Source organism: Micromonospora halotolerans (genome assembly GCF_032108445.1).
Lineage (GTDB): Bacteria > Actinomycetota > Actinomycetes > Mycobacteriales > Micromonosporaceae > Micromonospora > Micromonospora halotolerans.
The window spans coordinates 1,130,209-1,145,503 of the sequence record NZ_CP134876.1 but is presented as its reverse complement, the minus strand read 5'-3'; the positions used below and the strand labels follow the sequence as shown (position 1 = coordinate 1,145,503).

Genomic DNA, 15,295 nt, shown 5'->3' with positions numbered 1-15,295 from the left:
CTGCCCCTGAAACGAGCCGGTGGGCGGCGTGTTAACGTGCTTCCCGTTGCCGGCGAGCGCCGCTAGCTCAACTGGCAGAGCAGCGGACTCTTAATCCGCGGGTTCGGGGTTCGAGTCCCTGGCGGCGCACGGTTCACTCAGGCCCGGTCCTTCGCGGACCGGGCCTGATGTCTGTCCAGCCCCGCTCGCCTGACCGCACGCCCCCTGCGCCCCGGCCCGCACCCGCGGACCGGGGCGCTTCGTCGTGCGCGCCCGGAGAACGTCAACCGGTGGTTGACGACCTCGCTTCGTCAACCTATGGTTGACGCATGACGGAGGAGATCGAGCCGCTGAAGATGACCCAACCGATACGCCTCGACGAGCTGATCGAGGGCATCAAGAAGGTGCACGGTGACGCCCTGGACCAGCTCGCCGGCGCCGTCCTGGTCGCCGACCACCTGGGCGACATCGCCGACCACCTGATCGGGCACTTCGTCGACCAGGCCCGCCGCTCGGGGGCCTCGTGGACGGAGATCGGCCGCAGCATGGGGGTGAGCAAGCAGGCCGCCCAGAAGCGGTCCGCCGCGAAGGCCGAGACGGCGGCGGCCCTCGACCCGAGCGCCGGCTTCGGCCGGTTCACTCCGCGGGCCCGCAACGTGGTGGTGTCCTCTCAGGAGGAGGCGCGGGCCGCCGGCAACGCCGAGATCACGCCGGGGCACGTCGCCCTGGGCCTGCTGGCCGAGCCCGAGGGACTGGCGGCCGCGCTGATCGTCGCTCGGGGCGTACCCCTGGAGCGGCTGCGGGAGGCGGTCACCGAGACCCTGCCGGCGAAGGCCGACACGGTCCCGGACCTGATTCCCTACGACGCGCGGGCCAAGAAGGTGCTGGAGTTGACCTTCCGGGAGGCGCTGCGGATGGGCCACAACTACATCGGCACCGAGCACATCCTGCTCGCCCTGCTCGAGGAGGAGGCCGGCGACGGCGTGCTCACCGGGCTCGGGCTGGAGAAGGCGGCCATGGAGTCGGCGGTCGAGGGCGCCCTCGCCGAGATCACCCGCAAGCGGGCCTGACCCGCGCCGGGCCCCGGTACCGCACCGGCCGGGCACGCGCCACGGGGGCGCGTGCCCGGCCGGTGCAACGTCAGGCGGTGGGGAAGCCGTAGCGGGCCGCGTGCTCCGGGTCGGCCGGGTCGACCTGGCGGATCCCCGCGTCGGCGAGGCGCTTGTTCACCTCGTCGAGCTGCTCGCGGACGAGTCTCGCCTCCTCCTCGGTGACCCGGCCCCGGTGCGGCCTTCCGGCGTGCTCGATGGTGCCGTAGTCGACCTTCTCGGCGGAGCGCCGGGCCTTGGGCGGCTTGACCCGCTCGGCGGTGCGCAGCAACTGCGCCATCGGCATGTCGGTGGCCATGGCGTCGAACTCGCTGGCGGTCAGCACCACCCGGCGCGGCTCGCCCCCGCCGTGGCGGTCGTGGATCTCCACGACGGCCACGTCCAGCGCCGCGTCGTCGATGCTCTCCACCTCGACCGGGGTGGCGTCGAGTTGCACGGGCCCGGCGACGAGGTCCGGGTGCTCCAGCACGACGACCTTGACCACCTCGTCGTCGGGGCGCAGCACCTGGCCGCTGAAGTCGGAGACGTGGATCGTCTTCTTGCCCATGCGCGAAGCTTCTCCTGTGGTAGCCGGGATTCGGACCACAAGACGCTACAGGACAGGTGTGCGAAAGCTCGGTGCGGAGCGCCCGGTGTGTCGGGCGCGTCAACGGGCGGTGAGGCCGCGCCGGGGCGAGGCGCCCGCCGGCAGCGCGTTCAGCTCGGCCCAGGACAGCGTCCCGCGGCGAGCCCCCCGGTAGTCGGCCTGCGCCGGGAACCGCCCGGCGGCGTCGACGGCCCGCCAGCGCTGCTCGGCGTCCTGCTGGTACCGGTCATTCGGCTGATTCGGCATGACCATTACCGTCCCAGAGAAACTTGTACATGTATGGAAATGAATATGACGCGGCATCGATGCCTGAGGTTCCCGCCGCTGTCGGTGCGGTTCTGACGTCGTCTACCCGCCCGCCGCGCACTCCAATCACCCCGGTGGATCCGGCACGCCGCAGGGCCGCGGTGGGCGTACCATGATCACGTGCTCGACCGGCGGCTGTTCCTGCACCTGGCGACCTGGTTGGGGCAGTGGCCGGCCGGTCCCGGGCTGCACGTGGTCCGCTCGCACCGGCGGGCCCGGCCGGCCTGGGACGGGCGGCTGCGTCCCGCCATCGCGGTCGCGTCACCGGCGTGCGCGATCCTCTCGGTGCCGCCGGACCGGGCCGGCCTGGTGCGGGACCTGGTCCGGGAGCGGCCCGGCGAACGGCTGCTGCCGGCCCTTCCGTCGGCGGTCGGCACGCCCGACTTCACCACCCACGCCGGGCTGTTCCGGTGGAGCACCGCACCGGCACCGCTGCCGGACGCCGGCGAGTGGGTCGCGCCGACCACACCCGGGCTGCCGCCCTGGCTGCGGCTGTTCGACCGGGAGGTGCTGGTGGTCCGGGACGCCGACGGGGCGTACCTGGCCGGGGCGGGAATCAAACGGCACGACGCGTACGGGCACGAGCTGGCGGTGGGGACCGTGCCGGCGGCGCGGGGGCGGGGGCTGGCCCGGCGGCTGGTCGCCCAGGCGGCCCGGCGGGTGCTGGACGAGGGAGCCATTCCCACCTATCTGCACAACCACGACAACCACACCTCCGCGCGGGTGGCCGAGGCGGCCGGCTTCCCGGACCGGGGCTGGACCTCGTACGGGGTGTTCCCCCGCTGACCGGGGCGGGCGCGGACCGTGAATCCCGGGCCGGATCCACGGTCCGCGGCCTCTCCCCCCAGGTCCCGACCCTGGTAACGCTAAGTGTCCGCCGCGTGCCGAGCAAGGGGTGAAGGGCTGCTGGCCCCTGTCCGGTTGCGGACTTGACCTGCGGTTCAGCCGATGGGGGCGGGTGCGGCGGTCAGTGACGCAGCGTGTGGATCAGGCCGACCACCTGGCGGGTCACGGGGCGCAGCACCCGCAGCCGGGACAGCTTCACCAGCCGGTCGACCAGCGGGACCGCGCCGTCGATGAGCTGGCGGGTCTTGGCCTGGTCGGGGGAGCGGTCGTGCACCCAGTAGAGCACCACGCCCATGTAGCCGAGCCAGAGCAGCTCCGGCAGGGGTTCACGCAGTTCGGCGTCCACCGTGGCGGCCGAGCCCTCCAGCACCTCCCGGAACAGCGACACCGAGGCGTCCCGCGGGCCGGACGACTCGGTGGAGAACGGACTGAGCGGCGAGGTCGGTTCGGCCGCCGTCTTGAAGAAGCTGGCGGCGAACGAGTGGTACGGCGTGAGCACGTCCACGCCGGCGTGCAGCACGGCGCCCAGCCGGGCGGCGAAGTCCCGCTCCCGGGCCAGCGCGGGCGCGGCCGCCACCCGGTGTTCCCGCTGGGTCTCCGCGTAGAACTCCTGGATCAGGTGTTCCTTCGAGCCGAAGTAGTAGTAGGCGTTGCCCACCGCCACGCCGGCCTCCTGGGCGATGGCGCGCATGGTGGTGCGCGCGTACCCCCGCTCGCGGAACAGCCGCATGGCGGTGTCCAGGATCAGCTGGCGGGTCTGCTCACCCCGGGCCGTCGCCCCGGTGCTCGGGCCACCCGCAGCGGTCGTCGGCGCAGTCTGCTCGGTCATCGTCGTCACCGTATCCCGGGTCCGGGCGGGGTTCCCGGACCAGCTCGCGTGCCGCGGAGGCGGTCGTCACCATCCGCCGGGCCAGCGGCAGCAGGTGTGGGCCGGCCAACCGCTCGGCGGTGCTCCGGTGGTCAACCAGGGCCCAGAGGCAGGCGAACCAGGCGCCGTCGCCCGCGTAGACCGCGCCCGTGTCGGCCACCACGGTCAGGTCCCGCAGCGTGGCGTCGTGGTCGAGCCCGGGGAAGCGCCGCCGGGCCTCCGCCGAACCGGCCGGCACGAACTCCAGGGGTACGAGCTGGGCGCGCGACGCGAGCCACTGCCGGGCGGCCCGGCACAGCGGGCAGTGCGCGTCGTAGAGGACGGTGAACCCGCGGATCCCACCGGCCCCGTGCCCGGTGGGATCCGTCGGGCGCCCGCCCGGGGCGGACGTCATCGTGGCGTGGCCGGCGGCGCCTGCCCGGGCGCGGGTCCGGCCGGCGCCGGTGCGGCCGGGTGGGCCGGCCGGGGGCCGCCCTGCGGCGGGAGATAGCCGACCGGGGCGAGCGGCGGGTGGGTGGCCGCCGCCTGCTGGCGCAGCCGCCCGCGCCGGTAGCGGCCGAGCGCGAAGACGTTGAAGAAGTGCAGGGCGCCGAGGACCAGCAGCACCCAGCCGACCTTCATGGACAGCTGTTCCAGCGCCTGGCTGGTGGTGCCCACCGGGGCGGCCTCCTTCATGGCCACCGTGACGTAGCCGAGGTTGAGCAGGTAGAAGCCGACCACCAGCAGGCTGTTGACCGCGTCGGCCAGCCGCTTGTCGGCGAAGACGTCCTCCAGGAACACCAGCCCGTTGCGGGCGAGCGACCGGGCCACCCACACGGTCAGCCCGATGCTGACCGCGAGGTAGGCCAGGTACATCCAGACCTTCACGTCCATCCCCGCCGCCTTTCTTGAACGCGTTCAAATAATTGTCCGGCTGAGCGTACGACAAGGTTTGAACATGTTCAAGTTCGTTGGCGGGGCGCCCGGCCGGTATGGTCGCGACGACGTGGATCGGGAGCGGACGGGCGGATCATGGAGATCGGTACGCGGGACGCGGGGGCGGGACGGCTGGTCGTCAGCCCGGTCGGCGACCTCGACATGGCCGGGGCCCCCGCGTTCGACCGGGCGCTCGACGCCGTGCTGGACCGGCCCGACCTGGTGGAGATCCTGGTGGACCTCGGCGCGGTCACGTTCCTCGACTCGACCGGGGTGGCCGCCCTGCTGCGCGGCGCCGCGGAGGCGGTCGGCCGGGGCGCCACCCTCCGGGTGACCGACCCGCAGCCACCGGTGGCCCGGGTCCTGCGGATCACCGCGGTGGACGTCCTGCTCGGTTGGCCGGGCGGACGGGACGACGACGGCAGCGCCCTGGAGCCCGGCTGGCGCCGCCTGCGTTGACCCGCCCCTCAGGGCTCCGTCCGGGCCGCCGCCGCGCCGGACCACTCCACCAGCACCATGGTGGCGTCGTCGCGGGAGGCGGTGCCCCGGTACGCGGCCACGGCCCGGCTCAGCCGGCGCAGCGTCTCCGGTGCGGGCAGCTCCGAGCCGATGTGCCGCTCGGCGAGGTCGGCGAGCCGGGGCAGGCCGAACATCTCCCCGGCCGCGTCGCGGGCCTCGGTCACACCGTCGGTGTAGAGCAGCAGCCGGTCCTCCGGCTCCAGCCGGGCCTCGCCCGGTTCGTCGCCGGGCAGGTCCAGGCCGAGCGGCGGGCGACGCCCACCGGTCAGGGCGCGCACGGCCCGTCCCCGGCGCACCAGCACCGGGGCCGGGTGCCCGGCGTTGACGTACCGGACCAGCCCCGTGTCGACCTCGATCTCGGCCAGGACGGCGGTCACGAACCGCCCGTCCCGCCACTGGCTGCGCAGGGCCGCCTCCACGGCGGCGATCTGCTCCGCCAGTCCGCCGCCGGTGCGCCGGGCGGCCCGGAGCGCGGCGAGCGCGACCGAGGTGGTCAGGGTCGCCGGCAGCCCGTGCCCGACCCCGTCCAGCACCGCGAGCGCGAGCCGGCCGCCGTCCAGCGCGTAGTCGAACGCGTCCCCGCCCACCTCGTAGCAGGGCTCCAGGATCGCGCTGACGGCGACCTTGTCGAGGGCGAAGGTGAGCGGCGGGAGCAGTTGCCAGAGCAGTTCGGCCGAGACCGCCATGGGCTCGCTGCGCCGGGCGCGCTGCAGGCTGTCCCCGTACGGCGACTTGCTGGTGATCAGGTGACCGATCAGGCCCGCGATCGTGCGGCAGCCGTCCCGCAGGGCCTCGTCCTCGGGATCCGTCCCGGCCGGTAGGCCGACCTCCAGCAGCCCCAGCCGCGCCGTGCCGTTGACCACGGGGACCCAGAGCCGGCCGTCCTGCCCGGTCCGCACCGCGACCTCGGTGTAGGCGCGGCCGGGCAGGCTGGTGTCGATGGGCAGCGGGTCCGGCAGCGGCCGGCCCGGCTCGGGCAGCGGGCGCAGCAGCTCCTGCTCGACGTCCACCACGTAGATGGTCATGGTCACGCCGAGCTCCCGCACCGCCGCCGTCACCGTCGCGGGCAGCGCGTCGGGCGGTACGCGGTGGGACCGGGAGACCAGGTCGGCCAGCGCCCGGTGCCAGGGGTGGGTGGCGGTCATCCGGACGCAGTACCCCGGAACGGGGCCCGACAGACCTCAGCCGGCCAGACCGAGCACCTGTGCCGCCGCGCGGCCGTTGGCGTGGCTGGCGCCGTACGTGGTCACGAAGGCCCGCGCGCCGGCCGGCCGCCAGCCGCCCGGCCAGCCCATCTCCACCACCGTCACCCGGTGCGTGGCGGCCAGCGCGTCGACCAGTTCCCGCGCCCCGGGCAGCCGGTGCAGGTGGCGACCGACCAGCACGACGGGCCGGTCCCCGGCGAGAGCGCGCAGCTCGTCCGGATCGGTCTCGCCGGCAACCGCACGGACCACCTCCGCCCCGGCCAGGTGCGGGCCCAGCCCCCACGGGACCCGCCCCTCGGCGATGGTGGAGGTGGTGTGCACCTGCACCACCAGCGGCGCCGTCAGGCCGGTGACGTCGCCCTCGACCCGCACCGCGCGCAGGGCGGCGGCGTAGCCGAGGCCGTCCGGGGTCTCCGCCGCGGCGCCGGCCGCGCCGGTCCAGGCGGCCAGCTCGGCGGCCCGGCCGGCGGCCTCCTCGACGCGGGCCCGGTCCAGCCGGCCGTCGGCGAGCGCGGCGACGATCTCCTCGACGACGTGCTCCACCAGGTCGGCGTCGACCTTCGCGCCGATGCAGAGCAGGTCCGCGCCGGCGGCCAGGGCGCGGACCGCGGCCGGCCCGACCCCGCCGGCGGCCAGCGCGGCGCCCTTCATCTCCAGCGCGTCGGTGATCACCGCGCCGGTGAAGCCGTACTCGGTGCGCAGCAGGTCGACCAGGACCGCCCGGCTGAAGGTGGCCGGACCGTCGCCGGTCAGCGCGGGCACCCGGATGTGCGCGGTCATGACGGCGCGTACCCCGGCGTCGACCACCGCGGCGAACGGCGGCAGGTCCCGCTCGCGCAGCACAGCCGGCGGCACGTCGACGGTCGGCAGCTCGTAGTGGGAGTCGGCGACCGTCGCGCCGTGCCCGGGGAAGTGCTTGGCGCAGGCCGCCACCCCGACGGACTGGAGACCGACGACGGCGGCGGCCGAGTGGACGGCCACCCGGACCGGATCGGCGCCGAACGAGCGGGTGCCGATCACCGGGTTCTCGTCGGCGGTGTTCACGTCGACGGTCGGGGCGAGGTCCAGGTTGATGCCGAGGGCGGCCAGCTCCGCGCCGATGGCCGCGTACACCTGGCGGGTCAGGGTCGGGTCGTCGACCGCGCCGAGGGCGGCGTTGCCCGGGTACGGGCTGCCGGTGGCATGGGCCAGCCGGGTGACGTCCCCGCCCTCCTCGTCGATCGCGATGAGCACGTCGGGACGGCCGGCGCGCAGCGCCGCGGTGGTCGCCGCCACCTGGGCCGGGTCGTGGATGTTGGTGCCGAACAGGGTGTGCCCGGCCAGCCCCTCGGCGAGCAGGTCGACCGCCCAGTCGGGCGGGACCGGGCCGGGGTACGCCGCCAGCAGGGTGCCCAGCGCGAGCCGACGGAGTCCTTCATCCAACCCCACGAGTATCCCCTTTCCCTGCCGGGTCGTCCGACAGCCCCGGATCGGGGTGGCCGATACGCTAACGGACACCCTCGGCAGGCGTTTTGTGGTTTGAAACCTTACTGAAAATTGAGGACGTGGCATGAGTGCGACCCGGCTGCCCGGCACCCCCCGACTGTTGCGGGCGCTCAACGACCGCGCGGCGCTGGAGCTGCTCCTCGAGCAGGGGCCGCTGACCCGGGCGCGGATCGGCGAGCTGACCGGGCTCTCCAAGGTCACCGCGTCGCAGCTGGTCGAACGGCTGGAGGAGCGCGGCCTGGTCGCCCGGGTCGGCGAGCAGGCCGGCGGGCGGGGCCCGAACGCCCAGCTCTACGCGGTCCGGCCGGGCAGCGCGTACGTGGTGGGTGTCGACGTCGGCGCGGAGCGGGTGGTGGCCGCCTGCGCCGACATCACCGGTGCGGTGGTCGGCCGGGTCGAGCAGTCCACGAAGGACACCGACGACCCGGTCGGCGTGGTGCACAACGCGGTGGTCCAGGCGGCCAGCAGCGCCGGCGCCGAGCTGTCCAGCGTGCGGCGGATCGTCCTCGGCACCCCGGGCCTGGTGGACCCGGGCACCGGCGACATCACCTTCGCGTTCAACCTGCCCCGCTGGCACAGCGGCCTGCTCGCCGCGCTCCGGGAGGACCTGCACACCCCGGTGGTCTTCGAGAACGACGTGAACCTGGCCGCCGTGGCCGAGGCGCAGTCCGGCGCGGCGCAGGGGACGGCGGACTTCGTGCTGGTCTGGGTGGACGCCGGCGTCGGCCTGGCGATCATGCTGGGCGGGCGGCTGCACCACGGCAGCAGCGGCGCGGCCGGCGAGATCGGCTACCTGCCGGTGCCCGGCGTACCCATCCCGCGGGACGTGTCGAAGCGGGCCAAGCCGGCGTTCCAGCAGCTCGCCGGGGCCGACGCGGTCCGGGCGGTGGCCGCGGAGCACGGGTTCGCGGCGGCCGGCGCGGCCGACGCGGTGCGTGCGGCGATCGAGGCCGGCCCGGCGGGCGGCCCGCTGCTGGACGAGCTGGCGCGCCGGCTGGCGCTCGGGGTGGCCAGCACCTGCGTGGTGCTCGACCCGCCGCTGGTGGTGCTGGCCGGCGAGGTGGGGCGGGCCGGCGGGGCGGCGCTGGCCGAGCGGGTGCAGCACGAGGTCGCCGCGATCACCCTGGTCCGGCCGCGGGTGGTGAGCACCGGGCTGACCGAGGAGCCGATCCTGCGCGGGGCGCTGCGCACCGCCCTGGACGCCGTCCGCGACGAGGTGTTCGGCTCGACGGTCGGCTGACCGCCGGCCCGTCGTCACCGGTGCCACCATGTGAAGGAATTCTTCACGAGGTGGCGAATCTCTGCAAGGAGTTGCCGGTGCGGTCCCGGCTCCGGGACCGCACCGGCACCCCTCAGATCAGGTCGCGGCGGCGGAACACCGAGAAGGCCGCCACGGTCAGGGCGGCGCTCAGGCCGAGCAGGACCACCAGGCCCGGCACCCAGCCCACCGTGTAGGAGCTCTCGCAGAAGCCACCGGTGCTGTAGTCGCAGGCGCTGGCGTCCCAGAAGCGGGCCTCGCCGTTGAGCCACGCCGCCAGGTAGCTGGAGAGCATGAACCGGTCCGGGCGGGTCACCGACAGGATCTGGAACACCAGTCGCGCGCCAAGCTCCCACACCACCAGGTAGGCGGCCACCGTGCCGAGCGCCGCCGAGGTGTGCCGGCCGAGCGTGGCCATGGCGAAGCCGAGCGCCGCGGCGAGCAGCACCAGCACCAGGCCGCGCACCCAGACCGCGGCGAGCGACGACCAGAAGTCGCCGCTCAGCCGGCCGGTGAGCCCGGAGGCCTCGCCGATCAGCCAGAACACCCCCAGGTACGCCACCGAGGCCAGCGCGGAGAGCCCGAGCAGCCCGCCGAGCAGCGTGCCCAGCTTCGCGCCGAGCACGACGAGCCGGCGCGGCCGCCAGAGCAGCAGGTTGACCACGCCACCCGAGTTCAGGTCGGCGCCGATGTAGGAGGCGCCCACCAGGAACCCGAACATCGCCAGGAACGCGATCAGGAAGTAGAGCAGCGGTTGGGCCTCGTTGGCGAAGACGAACACCCCGCTGAGGTAGTCGGACGCGGCCGGCAGCTTCTCCATGAGGGCGGGGTCGATCTGCGCGCAGTCCCGCGGCAGGTAGTCGTTCTCGTCCGGCGTCACGGTGCCGGCCTTGATCCGCAGGCAGCGGTCGTGCGCCAGCTCCATGTTGCGCACCTCCTCGGCGGCCTGCGCCTGGGCGCGGCCCAGCTCCACCGGGGTGGGCCGGTGGGAGCCGGCCAGCGTGGTCGCCACGGTCACCGCGAAGGCGGCCACCAGCAGCAGCATCATGAGCTGGACGAAACGGCGGGCGGCCAGCCGCTCCAGCTCGGCACGGACGAGGTTCACGCGTCCACCTCCCGGCTCTCCCGGACATCCAGGTCGATCACGCCGTCGTTCGGCGGCGCGCCGTCCACCTGGCGGGGCAGCGCCGGATGCGGGTGGCCGCCGGTCAGCTCCAGGAAGACGCTCTCCAGGTCGGGCCGGAGCGGGATCAGCTCCCGCACCCAGAGGCCCTGCTCGCCCAGCGTGCGGCTGATCAGCTCGGGGTCGACGACCCCGGTCACCACCAGGTGGTCGTGGCCCGGGGTCACCGCCATGCCGGCGCGGCCGAGCAGCTCCGCGGCCCGCTCGGGCTCGGCCACCCGGACCTGCCACTGGTGCTGGTCGAAGCCGGCCAGCACCTCCGCCACCGGCCCGTACGCGACCCGCCGCCCCCGGCTGATGATCGTCACGTGGTCGCAGATGAGCTGGATCTCGGCCAGGATGTGGCTGGAGAGCAGCACGGTCACCCCGGCCGCGGCCAGCGACCGGGTGAGGTCCCGCATCTCCCGGATGCCGGCCGGGTCCAGGCCGTTCGCCGGCTCGTCCAGGATCAGCAGCTCCGGGTCCTTGAGCAGCGCCGAGGCGACCGCGAGGCGCTGCTTCATGCCCAGCGAGTAGCCCTTGACCCGCTCGTCGCCCCGGTCCCGCAGGCCCACCTGCTCCAGCACCTCGTCGACCCGGGCGGTGGGCACGCCACCGGCCAGGGCCAGCAGCCGCAGCGTCTTGTGGGCGGTGAAGTTGCCGAAGAACTGCGGGCTCTCCACGATCGCACCGACCCGCCCGGCCACCTCGGCCAGCCGGTCCGGCGACTCGGCCCCGAGCACCGTCATCCGCCCCGCGTCGGCCCGGACCAGCCCGAGCAGGGCGCGCAGCGTGGTGGTCTTCCCCGAGCCGTTCGGGCCGAGGAAGCCGTGCACCTGACCGGTCTCGACCAGCAGGTCGAATCCGTCGACTGCGGTCCGGCGCCCATGACGCAGGGTGTGGAACGTCTTGCGGAGACCGGCGATCTCGATGACCGCGCTCATCCGCACGCCTCCCGGCAGCGGTCGGGCATGAGGCGTCCTCCCGGATTGGTGACCAACGACACGGCGCCCCACCCTATGGCCGCGACGCCGCCCGTGGGGGGCACCGTGCCGACTGCGTGGTTGGATGGACCGGTGACTGGTGACCTGATCCCCGGCGCCGCCGGCGCCCCCGCCCCCGCACCCGTGGACGCGGATCTGGTGGTCAGCCTCGACGGTGTCGGCGTCCGGCGCTCCGGCAGCACGCTGGTGCAGGACGTCGACTGGCAGGTCGAGCTGGACGAACGCTGGGTGGTGCTCGGCCCGAACGGCGCCGGCAAGACCACGCTGCTCAACCTCGCCGCCGGCCGGCTGTACCCGACCACCGGCACGGCGCACGTGCTCGGCGAGCGGATCGGCCGCACCGACGTCAACGAGCTGCGGACCCGGATCGGCCTCTCCACCGCCACGCTCGCCGAGCGGATCCCCGGCGACGAGCGGGTCACCGACGTCGTGGTGACCGCGGCCTGGTCGGTGGTGGGGCGCTGGCGGGAGAGCTACGACCGCACCGACGAGGCCCGCGCCCGCGCCCTGCTCGGCCAACTCGGCGTCGGCCACCTCGCCGAGCGGACGTACGGCACGCTCTCCGAGGGCGAGCGCAAGCGGGTGCAGATCGCCCGGGCCCTGATGACCGACCCGGAGCTGCTGCTGCTCGACGAGCCCGCCGCCGGGCTCGACCTGGGCGGCCGCGAGGACCTGGTGGCCCGCCTCGCCGAGCTGGCGTACGACCCGGACGCCCCGGCCATGGTGCTGGTCACCCACCACGTCGAGGAGATCCCGCCGGGCTTCACCCACGCGCTGCTGCTGCGCGAGGGGGGCATCGTGGCGCAGGGCCTGCTCGCCGAGACACTCACCGCCGACAACCTGTCGAAGACGTTCGGCCTGCCGCTGGTCGTCGCGCGGGCCGGCGAGCGCTGGACCGCGCGCGCCGCCTGAGCCGGACGGGAGCCGACGCCGTGCCGCAGACCCGGATCGCCGTGGTGGGCAGCGCGAACATGGACCTGGTCGGCACCGCCGCGGCGCTGCCCCGGCCGGGGGAGACGGTGCTCGGCGACGACTTCGTCATGCTGCCCGGCGGCAAGGGCGCCAACCAGGCCGTCGCCGCCGTGCGCGCCGGCGGGTCCTGTGTGTTCCTCGGCGCGATCGGCTCGGACGCCTTCGGGGTCACCCTCAAGGCGCGGATCACCGCGGCCGGCGTCGACACCGGCCACCTCCGGGTGGTGTACGGCGCCTCCGGCGTAGCCCTGGTGATGGTCGGCGGCGCGGGGGAGCACGCCATCCTGGTCACCCCCGGTGCCAACGACGCGTTCACCGGCCTCACCGAGGGCGAACTGGCCGCCGTACGCGAGGCGGACGTGCTGGTCGCGCAGCTGGAGGTGCCGGTGGACACGGTGACCGCGGCAGCGCTGGCCGCCCGGTCGGCCGGCACCCGGGTCGTGCTCAACGCGGCGCCGGTCCGGCCGGTGCCGGCGGAGCTGCTGGCCGCGACCGACCTGCTGGTGGTCAACGAGACCGAGGCGCGGGCGCTCACCGGCCGGGGCCGCGACGAGCCGGCGGCGCTGCTGGACCTGGTGCCCCGGGCGGTGCTCACCCTCGGCGGTGAGGGCGCCTGGTACGTCGAGCGCGACCGGCCGGCCGTGCACGTGCCGGCCGTGAAGGTCGACGTCGTCGACTCCACCGCCGCCGGTGACGCCTTCACGGCCGCCCTCGCGGTGGCCTGGGGCGAGGGGCGCGAGCTGGTCGAGGCGGTGCACTGGGCGGCGGCGGCCGGGGCGGCCTGCGTCCGCAAGCTGGGCGCCTCGGTGGCGCTGCCCCGCCGGACGGAGATCGACGAGCTGTTCAGCCGGCCGGACTGACCTCAGGCGGCGCCCGCCCGGAACGCCCGCCGGTACGCCGACGGCGACGTCCGCATGGCCCGGCCGAAGTGGTGCCGGTAGGTGACCGGGCTGTCGAAGCCCACCGCCCCCGCGATCTCGGCGACGGGGGCGTCGGTGGTCTCCAGCAGGGCCAGGCTGGCCCGCACCCGCTGGTCGATCAGCCAGCGGATCGGGCTGGTCCCGGTGGCCCGGGCGAAGTGCCGCAGGTAGCTGCGGGTGGACAGGTGTGCCTGCCGGGCCAGCGCCGCCACGGTCAGCGGCTCGGCCAGGTGGCGGACCGCCCAGGCCAGGCTCGCGGCGATCCGGTCGTCGCCCGGGTCCACGCTCACCGGCGCCTCGATGAACTGGGCCTGCCCGCCGTCGCGGTGCGGCGGGATCACCAGGCGGCGGGCCACCGCGTTGGCCACCGCCGCGCCGAAGTCGCGCCGGACCACGTGCACGCAGAGGTCCAGCCCGGCGGCGCTGCCCGCGCTGGTGAGGATGTCGCCGTCGTCCAGGTAGAGCACGTCCGGGTCGACCGTGACGGCCGGGTGGCGGCGGGCCAGCAGGTCCGCGTACCGCCAGTGGGTGGTGGCCCGCCGGCCGTCGAGCAGGCCGGCGCCGGCCAGGGCGAAGGCGCCGGAGCAGATCGACATGAGCCGGGCGCCCCGGCGGTGCGCCCGGCGCAGCGCCGCCACCAGCTCCGGCGACGGGTCGGCGGTCACGTCCGGCACGCCGGGCAGGATCACCGTGCCGGCCCCGGCGAGCGTCTCCAGGCCGTACGGGGTGTGCAGGGCGGCCCCGCCGACGACCGGCACCGGCCCCGGGCGCTCGGCGCAGACGGTGAGCCGGTACCAGTCGACGTCCAGCTCGGGCCGGGGCAGCCCGAACACCTCGGTCACGATGCCGGTCTCGAAGACCGACATCCCCGGGTAGGCGAGCACCGCCACGGTCCGTTCCACGGGGGTCATGGCGGGATGTTAGCGAAGGAGGGCGATCACGCCACTCCCGCCGACGTCCCGCCCGGCCGCAGGATCGGCACATGACCTTCTCCGTGCCGCCGGCCGACCCGGCCGCCGCCGTTGCCCACTTCCACGCCCGACTCAGCTTCGAGACCGACGTCAGCGACGTGCACGCCGCACTGGAGGCGGGCACCCCCGGTCTGGTCGTGGTCGACTCCCGCGGCGACGCCGCCTGGCGGCAGGGCCACCTGCCGGGCGCCCTGCACCTGCCCACCGCCGAGATCGCCGACCGGGCCGCCGACCTGGTGCCGGCCGGGTCGACCGTGGTGACGTACTGCTGGGGGCCGGGCTGCAACGGCGCCACCCGGGCCGCGCTGGAGTTCGCCCGGCTCGGCCACCCCGTGAAGGAGATGCTCGGCGGCTTCGAGTACTGGGCGCGGGAGGGGCTGCCGGTGATCACCCCGAGCGGCACGGTGCGGCGGCGGGTGGACGAGCTGACCGCGCCCCGGTCCGCCGCCGTCTGCGACTGCTGACCGGCTCAGTCGACGGGCTCGTCGGTGAGGCGTTCGCCCCGCCGGCGCAGCATGCCGAGCCCGGGGATGCCGGCCACCGCCAGCTTGAGGTCCCGGGTGACCGCCAGCAGGTCGTGCAGATCCGGGCCGACCCGGTCCAGGGTGGCCAGGATCGGCAGCACGTCCGAGGTCAGGTGCTCCTTCAGCTTCGGCAGCTCGTCGACCAGCCGGATGGCCGCGGTCACCTCCTCCGGGCTGAGCTGCTGCACGAACCGGGTCGCCATGGGTGCGGCCCGGCGCAGCGCCGGCTCGTACGCCCCCAGCAGCTCGGCCGCCGTGCCGGCCGCCTCCTCGGCGGTGACCACCGTGCCGGCGGCCCGGGCGGCCACCACGTCGGCCTCGGCGACCAGGGTGGCCGCCGCCCGCGCCACCCGGTCGGCCTCGCCCACCACCGCGGCGGCGGCCGTGGCGACTCCGGTGGCGGTCTCGATCGCCTCGGTGGCGGCGGCGCTGATCACGGCCACCTCCCGGACCGCCGCGTCGGCGTCGTCCAGCACGCGGTCGGTGCGGGCCAGCGTGTCCTCGATCCGGTCGACCACCCCGTTGATCCGCCGCAGCAGCGTCTCCACCTCGTCGAGCACCGCGAAGGCGCGGGCCGGCACGGCGGCGAACGCGGCGGCCGAGCCGAGCGCCTGGTCCAGGGCGGAACGGGTGAGCCCGACGACGGCGCCGGGACAAGCGAGCGCC

The 15,295-nt window shown here is 75.1% G+C and carries 18 protein-coding genes and 1 tRNA gene; 8 read left to right on the top strand and 11 right to left on the bottom strand.

The window, feature by feature from the left end; translation table 11 throughout:
* Positions 1-56: 56 nt before the first annotated feature.
* Both RMN56_RS05270 and RMN56_RS05265 read left to right on the top strand, forming a co-directional pair.
* Positions 57-129 (top strand) — tRNA-Lys (locus RMN56_RS05270).
* A gap of 179 nt (positions 130-308) precedes the next feature.
* Positions 309-1,049, top strand: coding sequence for a Clp protease N-terminal domain-containing protein (locus RMN56_RS05265; protein WP_313722704.1), 741 nt, complete (start codon positions 309-311; stop codon positions 1,047-1,049).
* Positions 1,050-1,119: 70 nt separating this feature from the next.
* On the opposite strand, the gene RMN56_RS05260 is transcribed toward RMN56_RS05265, so the two are convergent.
* Positions 1,120-1,635, bottom strand: coding sequence for a hypothetical protein (locus RMN56_RS05260; RefSeq protein ID WP_262281556.1), 516 nt, complete (start codon positions 1,633-1,635; stop codon positions 1,120-1,122).
* A 99-nt stretch (positions 1,636-1,734) separates the two neighbouring features.
* Positions 1,735-1,920: a DNA repair protein gene (locus RMN56_RS05255; protein WP_313722703.1), complete on the bottom strand. Its 186-nt coding sequence runs from the start codon at positions 1,918-1,920 to the stop codon at positions 1,735-1,737.
* 180 nt (positions 1,921-2,100) lie between these two features.
* Here RMN56_RS05255 and RMN56_RS05250 point away from each other — a divergent pair, with 180 nt between their 5' ends.
* Positions 2,101-2,766 (top strand): GNAT family N-acetyltransferase, encoded by a 666-nt coding sequence (locus tag RMN56_RS05250; protein ID WP_313722702.1) that lies wholly within the window; start codon positions 2,101-2,103, stop codon positions 2,764-2,766.
* Between the two features lie 181 nt (positions 2,767-2,947).
* On the opposite strand, the gene RMN56_RS05245 is transcribed toward RMN56_RS05250, so the two are convergent.
* From RMN56_RS05245 to RMN56_RS05235, 3 genes are read right to left on the bottom strand one after another with little or no spacing between them, the layout of a single operon-like run.
* Complete coding sequence (locus tag RMN56_RS05245) at positions 2,948-3,655, bottom strand: TetR/AcrR family transcriptional regulator (protein ID WP_313722701.1); 708 nt, start codon at positions 3,653-3,655, stop codon at positions 2,948-2,950.
* Positions 3,588-4,088 (bottom strand): thiol-disulfide oxidoreductase DCC family protein, encoded by a 501-nt coding sequence (locus tag RMN56_RS05240; protein ID WP_313722700.1) that lies wholly within the window; start codon positions 4,086-4,088, stop codon positions 3,588-3,590. Before RMN56_RS05240 ends, RMN56_RS05245 begins: the two co-directional genes overlap by 68 nt.
* Entirely contained in the window at positions 4,085-4,567 is a 483-nt protein-coding gene (locus RMN56_RS05235) for a hypothetical protein (RefSeq protein ID WP_313722699.1), read from the bottom strand. The genes RMN56_RS05240 and RMN56_RS05235 overlap by 4 nt, the downstream gene beginning before the upstream one ends.
* Positions 4,568-4,705: 138 nt before the next feature.
* On the opposite strand from RMN56_RS05235, the gene RMN56_RS05230 reads away from it, so the two are divergent.
* The gene (locus tag RMN56_RS05230; protein ID WP_313722698.1) at positions 4,706-5,068 is read left to right on the top strand and encodes an STAS domain-containing protein; all 363 of its coding nucleotides are present in this window, start codon (positions 4,706-4,708) and stop codon (positions 5,066-5,068) included.
* Positions 5,069-5,076: 8 nt separating this feature from the next.
* On the opposite strand, the gene RMN56_RS05225 is transcribed toward RMN56_RS05230, so the two are convergent.
* Both RMN56_RS05225 and RMN56_RS05220 read right to left on the bottom strand, forming a co-directional pair.
* A complete protein-coding gene (locus RMN56_RS05225) occupies positions 5,077-6,273 on the bottom strand; it encodes a PP2C family protein-serine/threonine phosphatase (protein WP_313722697.1) in 1,197 nt (398 codons plus the stop codon).
* A 36-nt stretch (positions 6,274-6,309) separates the two neighbouring features.
* A complete protein-coding gene (locus RMN56_RS05220; RefSeq protein WP_313722696.1) occupies positions 6,310-7,761 on the bottom strand; it encodes a glycoside hydrolase family 3 N-terminal domain-containing protein in 1,452 nt (483 codons plus the stop codon).
* A gap of 121 nt (positions 7,762-7,882) precedes the next feature.
* Here RMN56_RS05220 and RMN56_RS05215 point away from each other — a divergent pair, with 121 nt between their 5' ends.
* Entirely contained in the window at positions 7,883-9,058 is a 1,176-nt protein-coding gene (locus RMN56_RS05215) for an ROK family transcriptional regulator (protein ID WP_313722695.1), read from the top strand.
* Between the two features lie 112 nt (positions 9,059-9,170).
* Here RMN56_RS05215 and RMN56_RS05210 read toward each other — a convergent pair whose 3' ends face one another.
* Positions 9,171-10,181, bottom strand: coding sequence for an ABC transporter permease subunit (locus tag RMN56_RS05210; protein WP_313722694.1), 1,011 nt, complete (start codon positions 10,179-10,181; stop codon positions 9,171-9,173).
* On the bottom strand, positions 10,178-11,182 hold the full coding sequence (locus tag RMN56_RS05205) for an ABC transporter ATP-binding protein (RefSeq protein WP_313722693.1): 1,005 nt from the start codon (positions 11,180-11,182) through the stop codon (positions 10,178-10,180). The genes RMN56_RS05210 and RMN56_RS05205 overlap by 4 nt, the downstream gene beginning before the upstream one ends.
* Positions 11,183-11,257: 75 nt before the next feature.
* On the opposite strand from RMN56_RS05205, the gene RMN56_RS05200 reads away from it, so the two are divergent.
* Positions 11,258-12,154, top strand: a complete 897-nt coding sequence (locus RMN56_RS05200) for an ABC transporter ATP-binding protein (protein ID WP_313722692.1) — start codon at positions 11,258-11,260, stop codon at positions 12,152-12,154.
* Positions 12,155-12,174: 20 nt separating this feature from the next.
* Positions 12,175-13,074 carry a ribokinase gene (locus tag RMN56_RS05195; protein WP_313722691.1) on the top strand — a complete coding sequence of 300 codons (900 nt, stop codon included), beginning with the start codon at positions 12,175-12,177 and terminating at the stop codon, positions 13,072-13,074.
* Between the two features lie 2 nt (positions 13,075-13,076).
* Here RMN56_RS05195 and RMN56_RS05190 read toward each other — a convergent pair whose 3' ends face one another.
* Positions 13,077-14,045, bottom strand: a complete 969-nt coding sequence (locus RMN56_RS05190) for a helix-turn-helix domain-containing protein (RefSeq protein WP_313722690.1) — start codon at positions 14,043-14,045, stop codon at positions 13,077-13,079.
* Positions 14,046-14,116: 71 nt separating this feature from the next.
* On the opposite strand from RMN56_RS05190, the gene RMN56_RS05185 reads away from it, so the two are divergent.
* Entirely contained in the window at positions 14,117-14,569 is a 453-nt protein-coding gene (locus RMN56_RS05185) for a rhodanese-like domain-containing protein (RefSeq protein ID WP_313722689.1), read from the top strand.
* A 5-nt stretch (positions 14,570-14,574) separates the two neighbouring features.
* On the opposite strand, the gene RMN56_RS05180 is transcribed toward RMN56_RS05185, so the two are convergent.
* Positions 14,575-15,249 (bottom strand): hypothetical protein, encoded by a 675-nt coding sequence (locus RMN56_RS05180; RefSeq protein WP_313724653.1) that lies wholly within the window; start codon positions 15,247-15,249, stop codon positions 14,575-14,577.
* Positions 15,250-15,295: the final 46 nt, after the last annotated feature.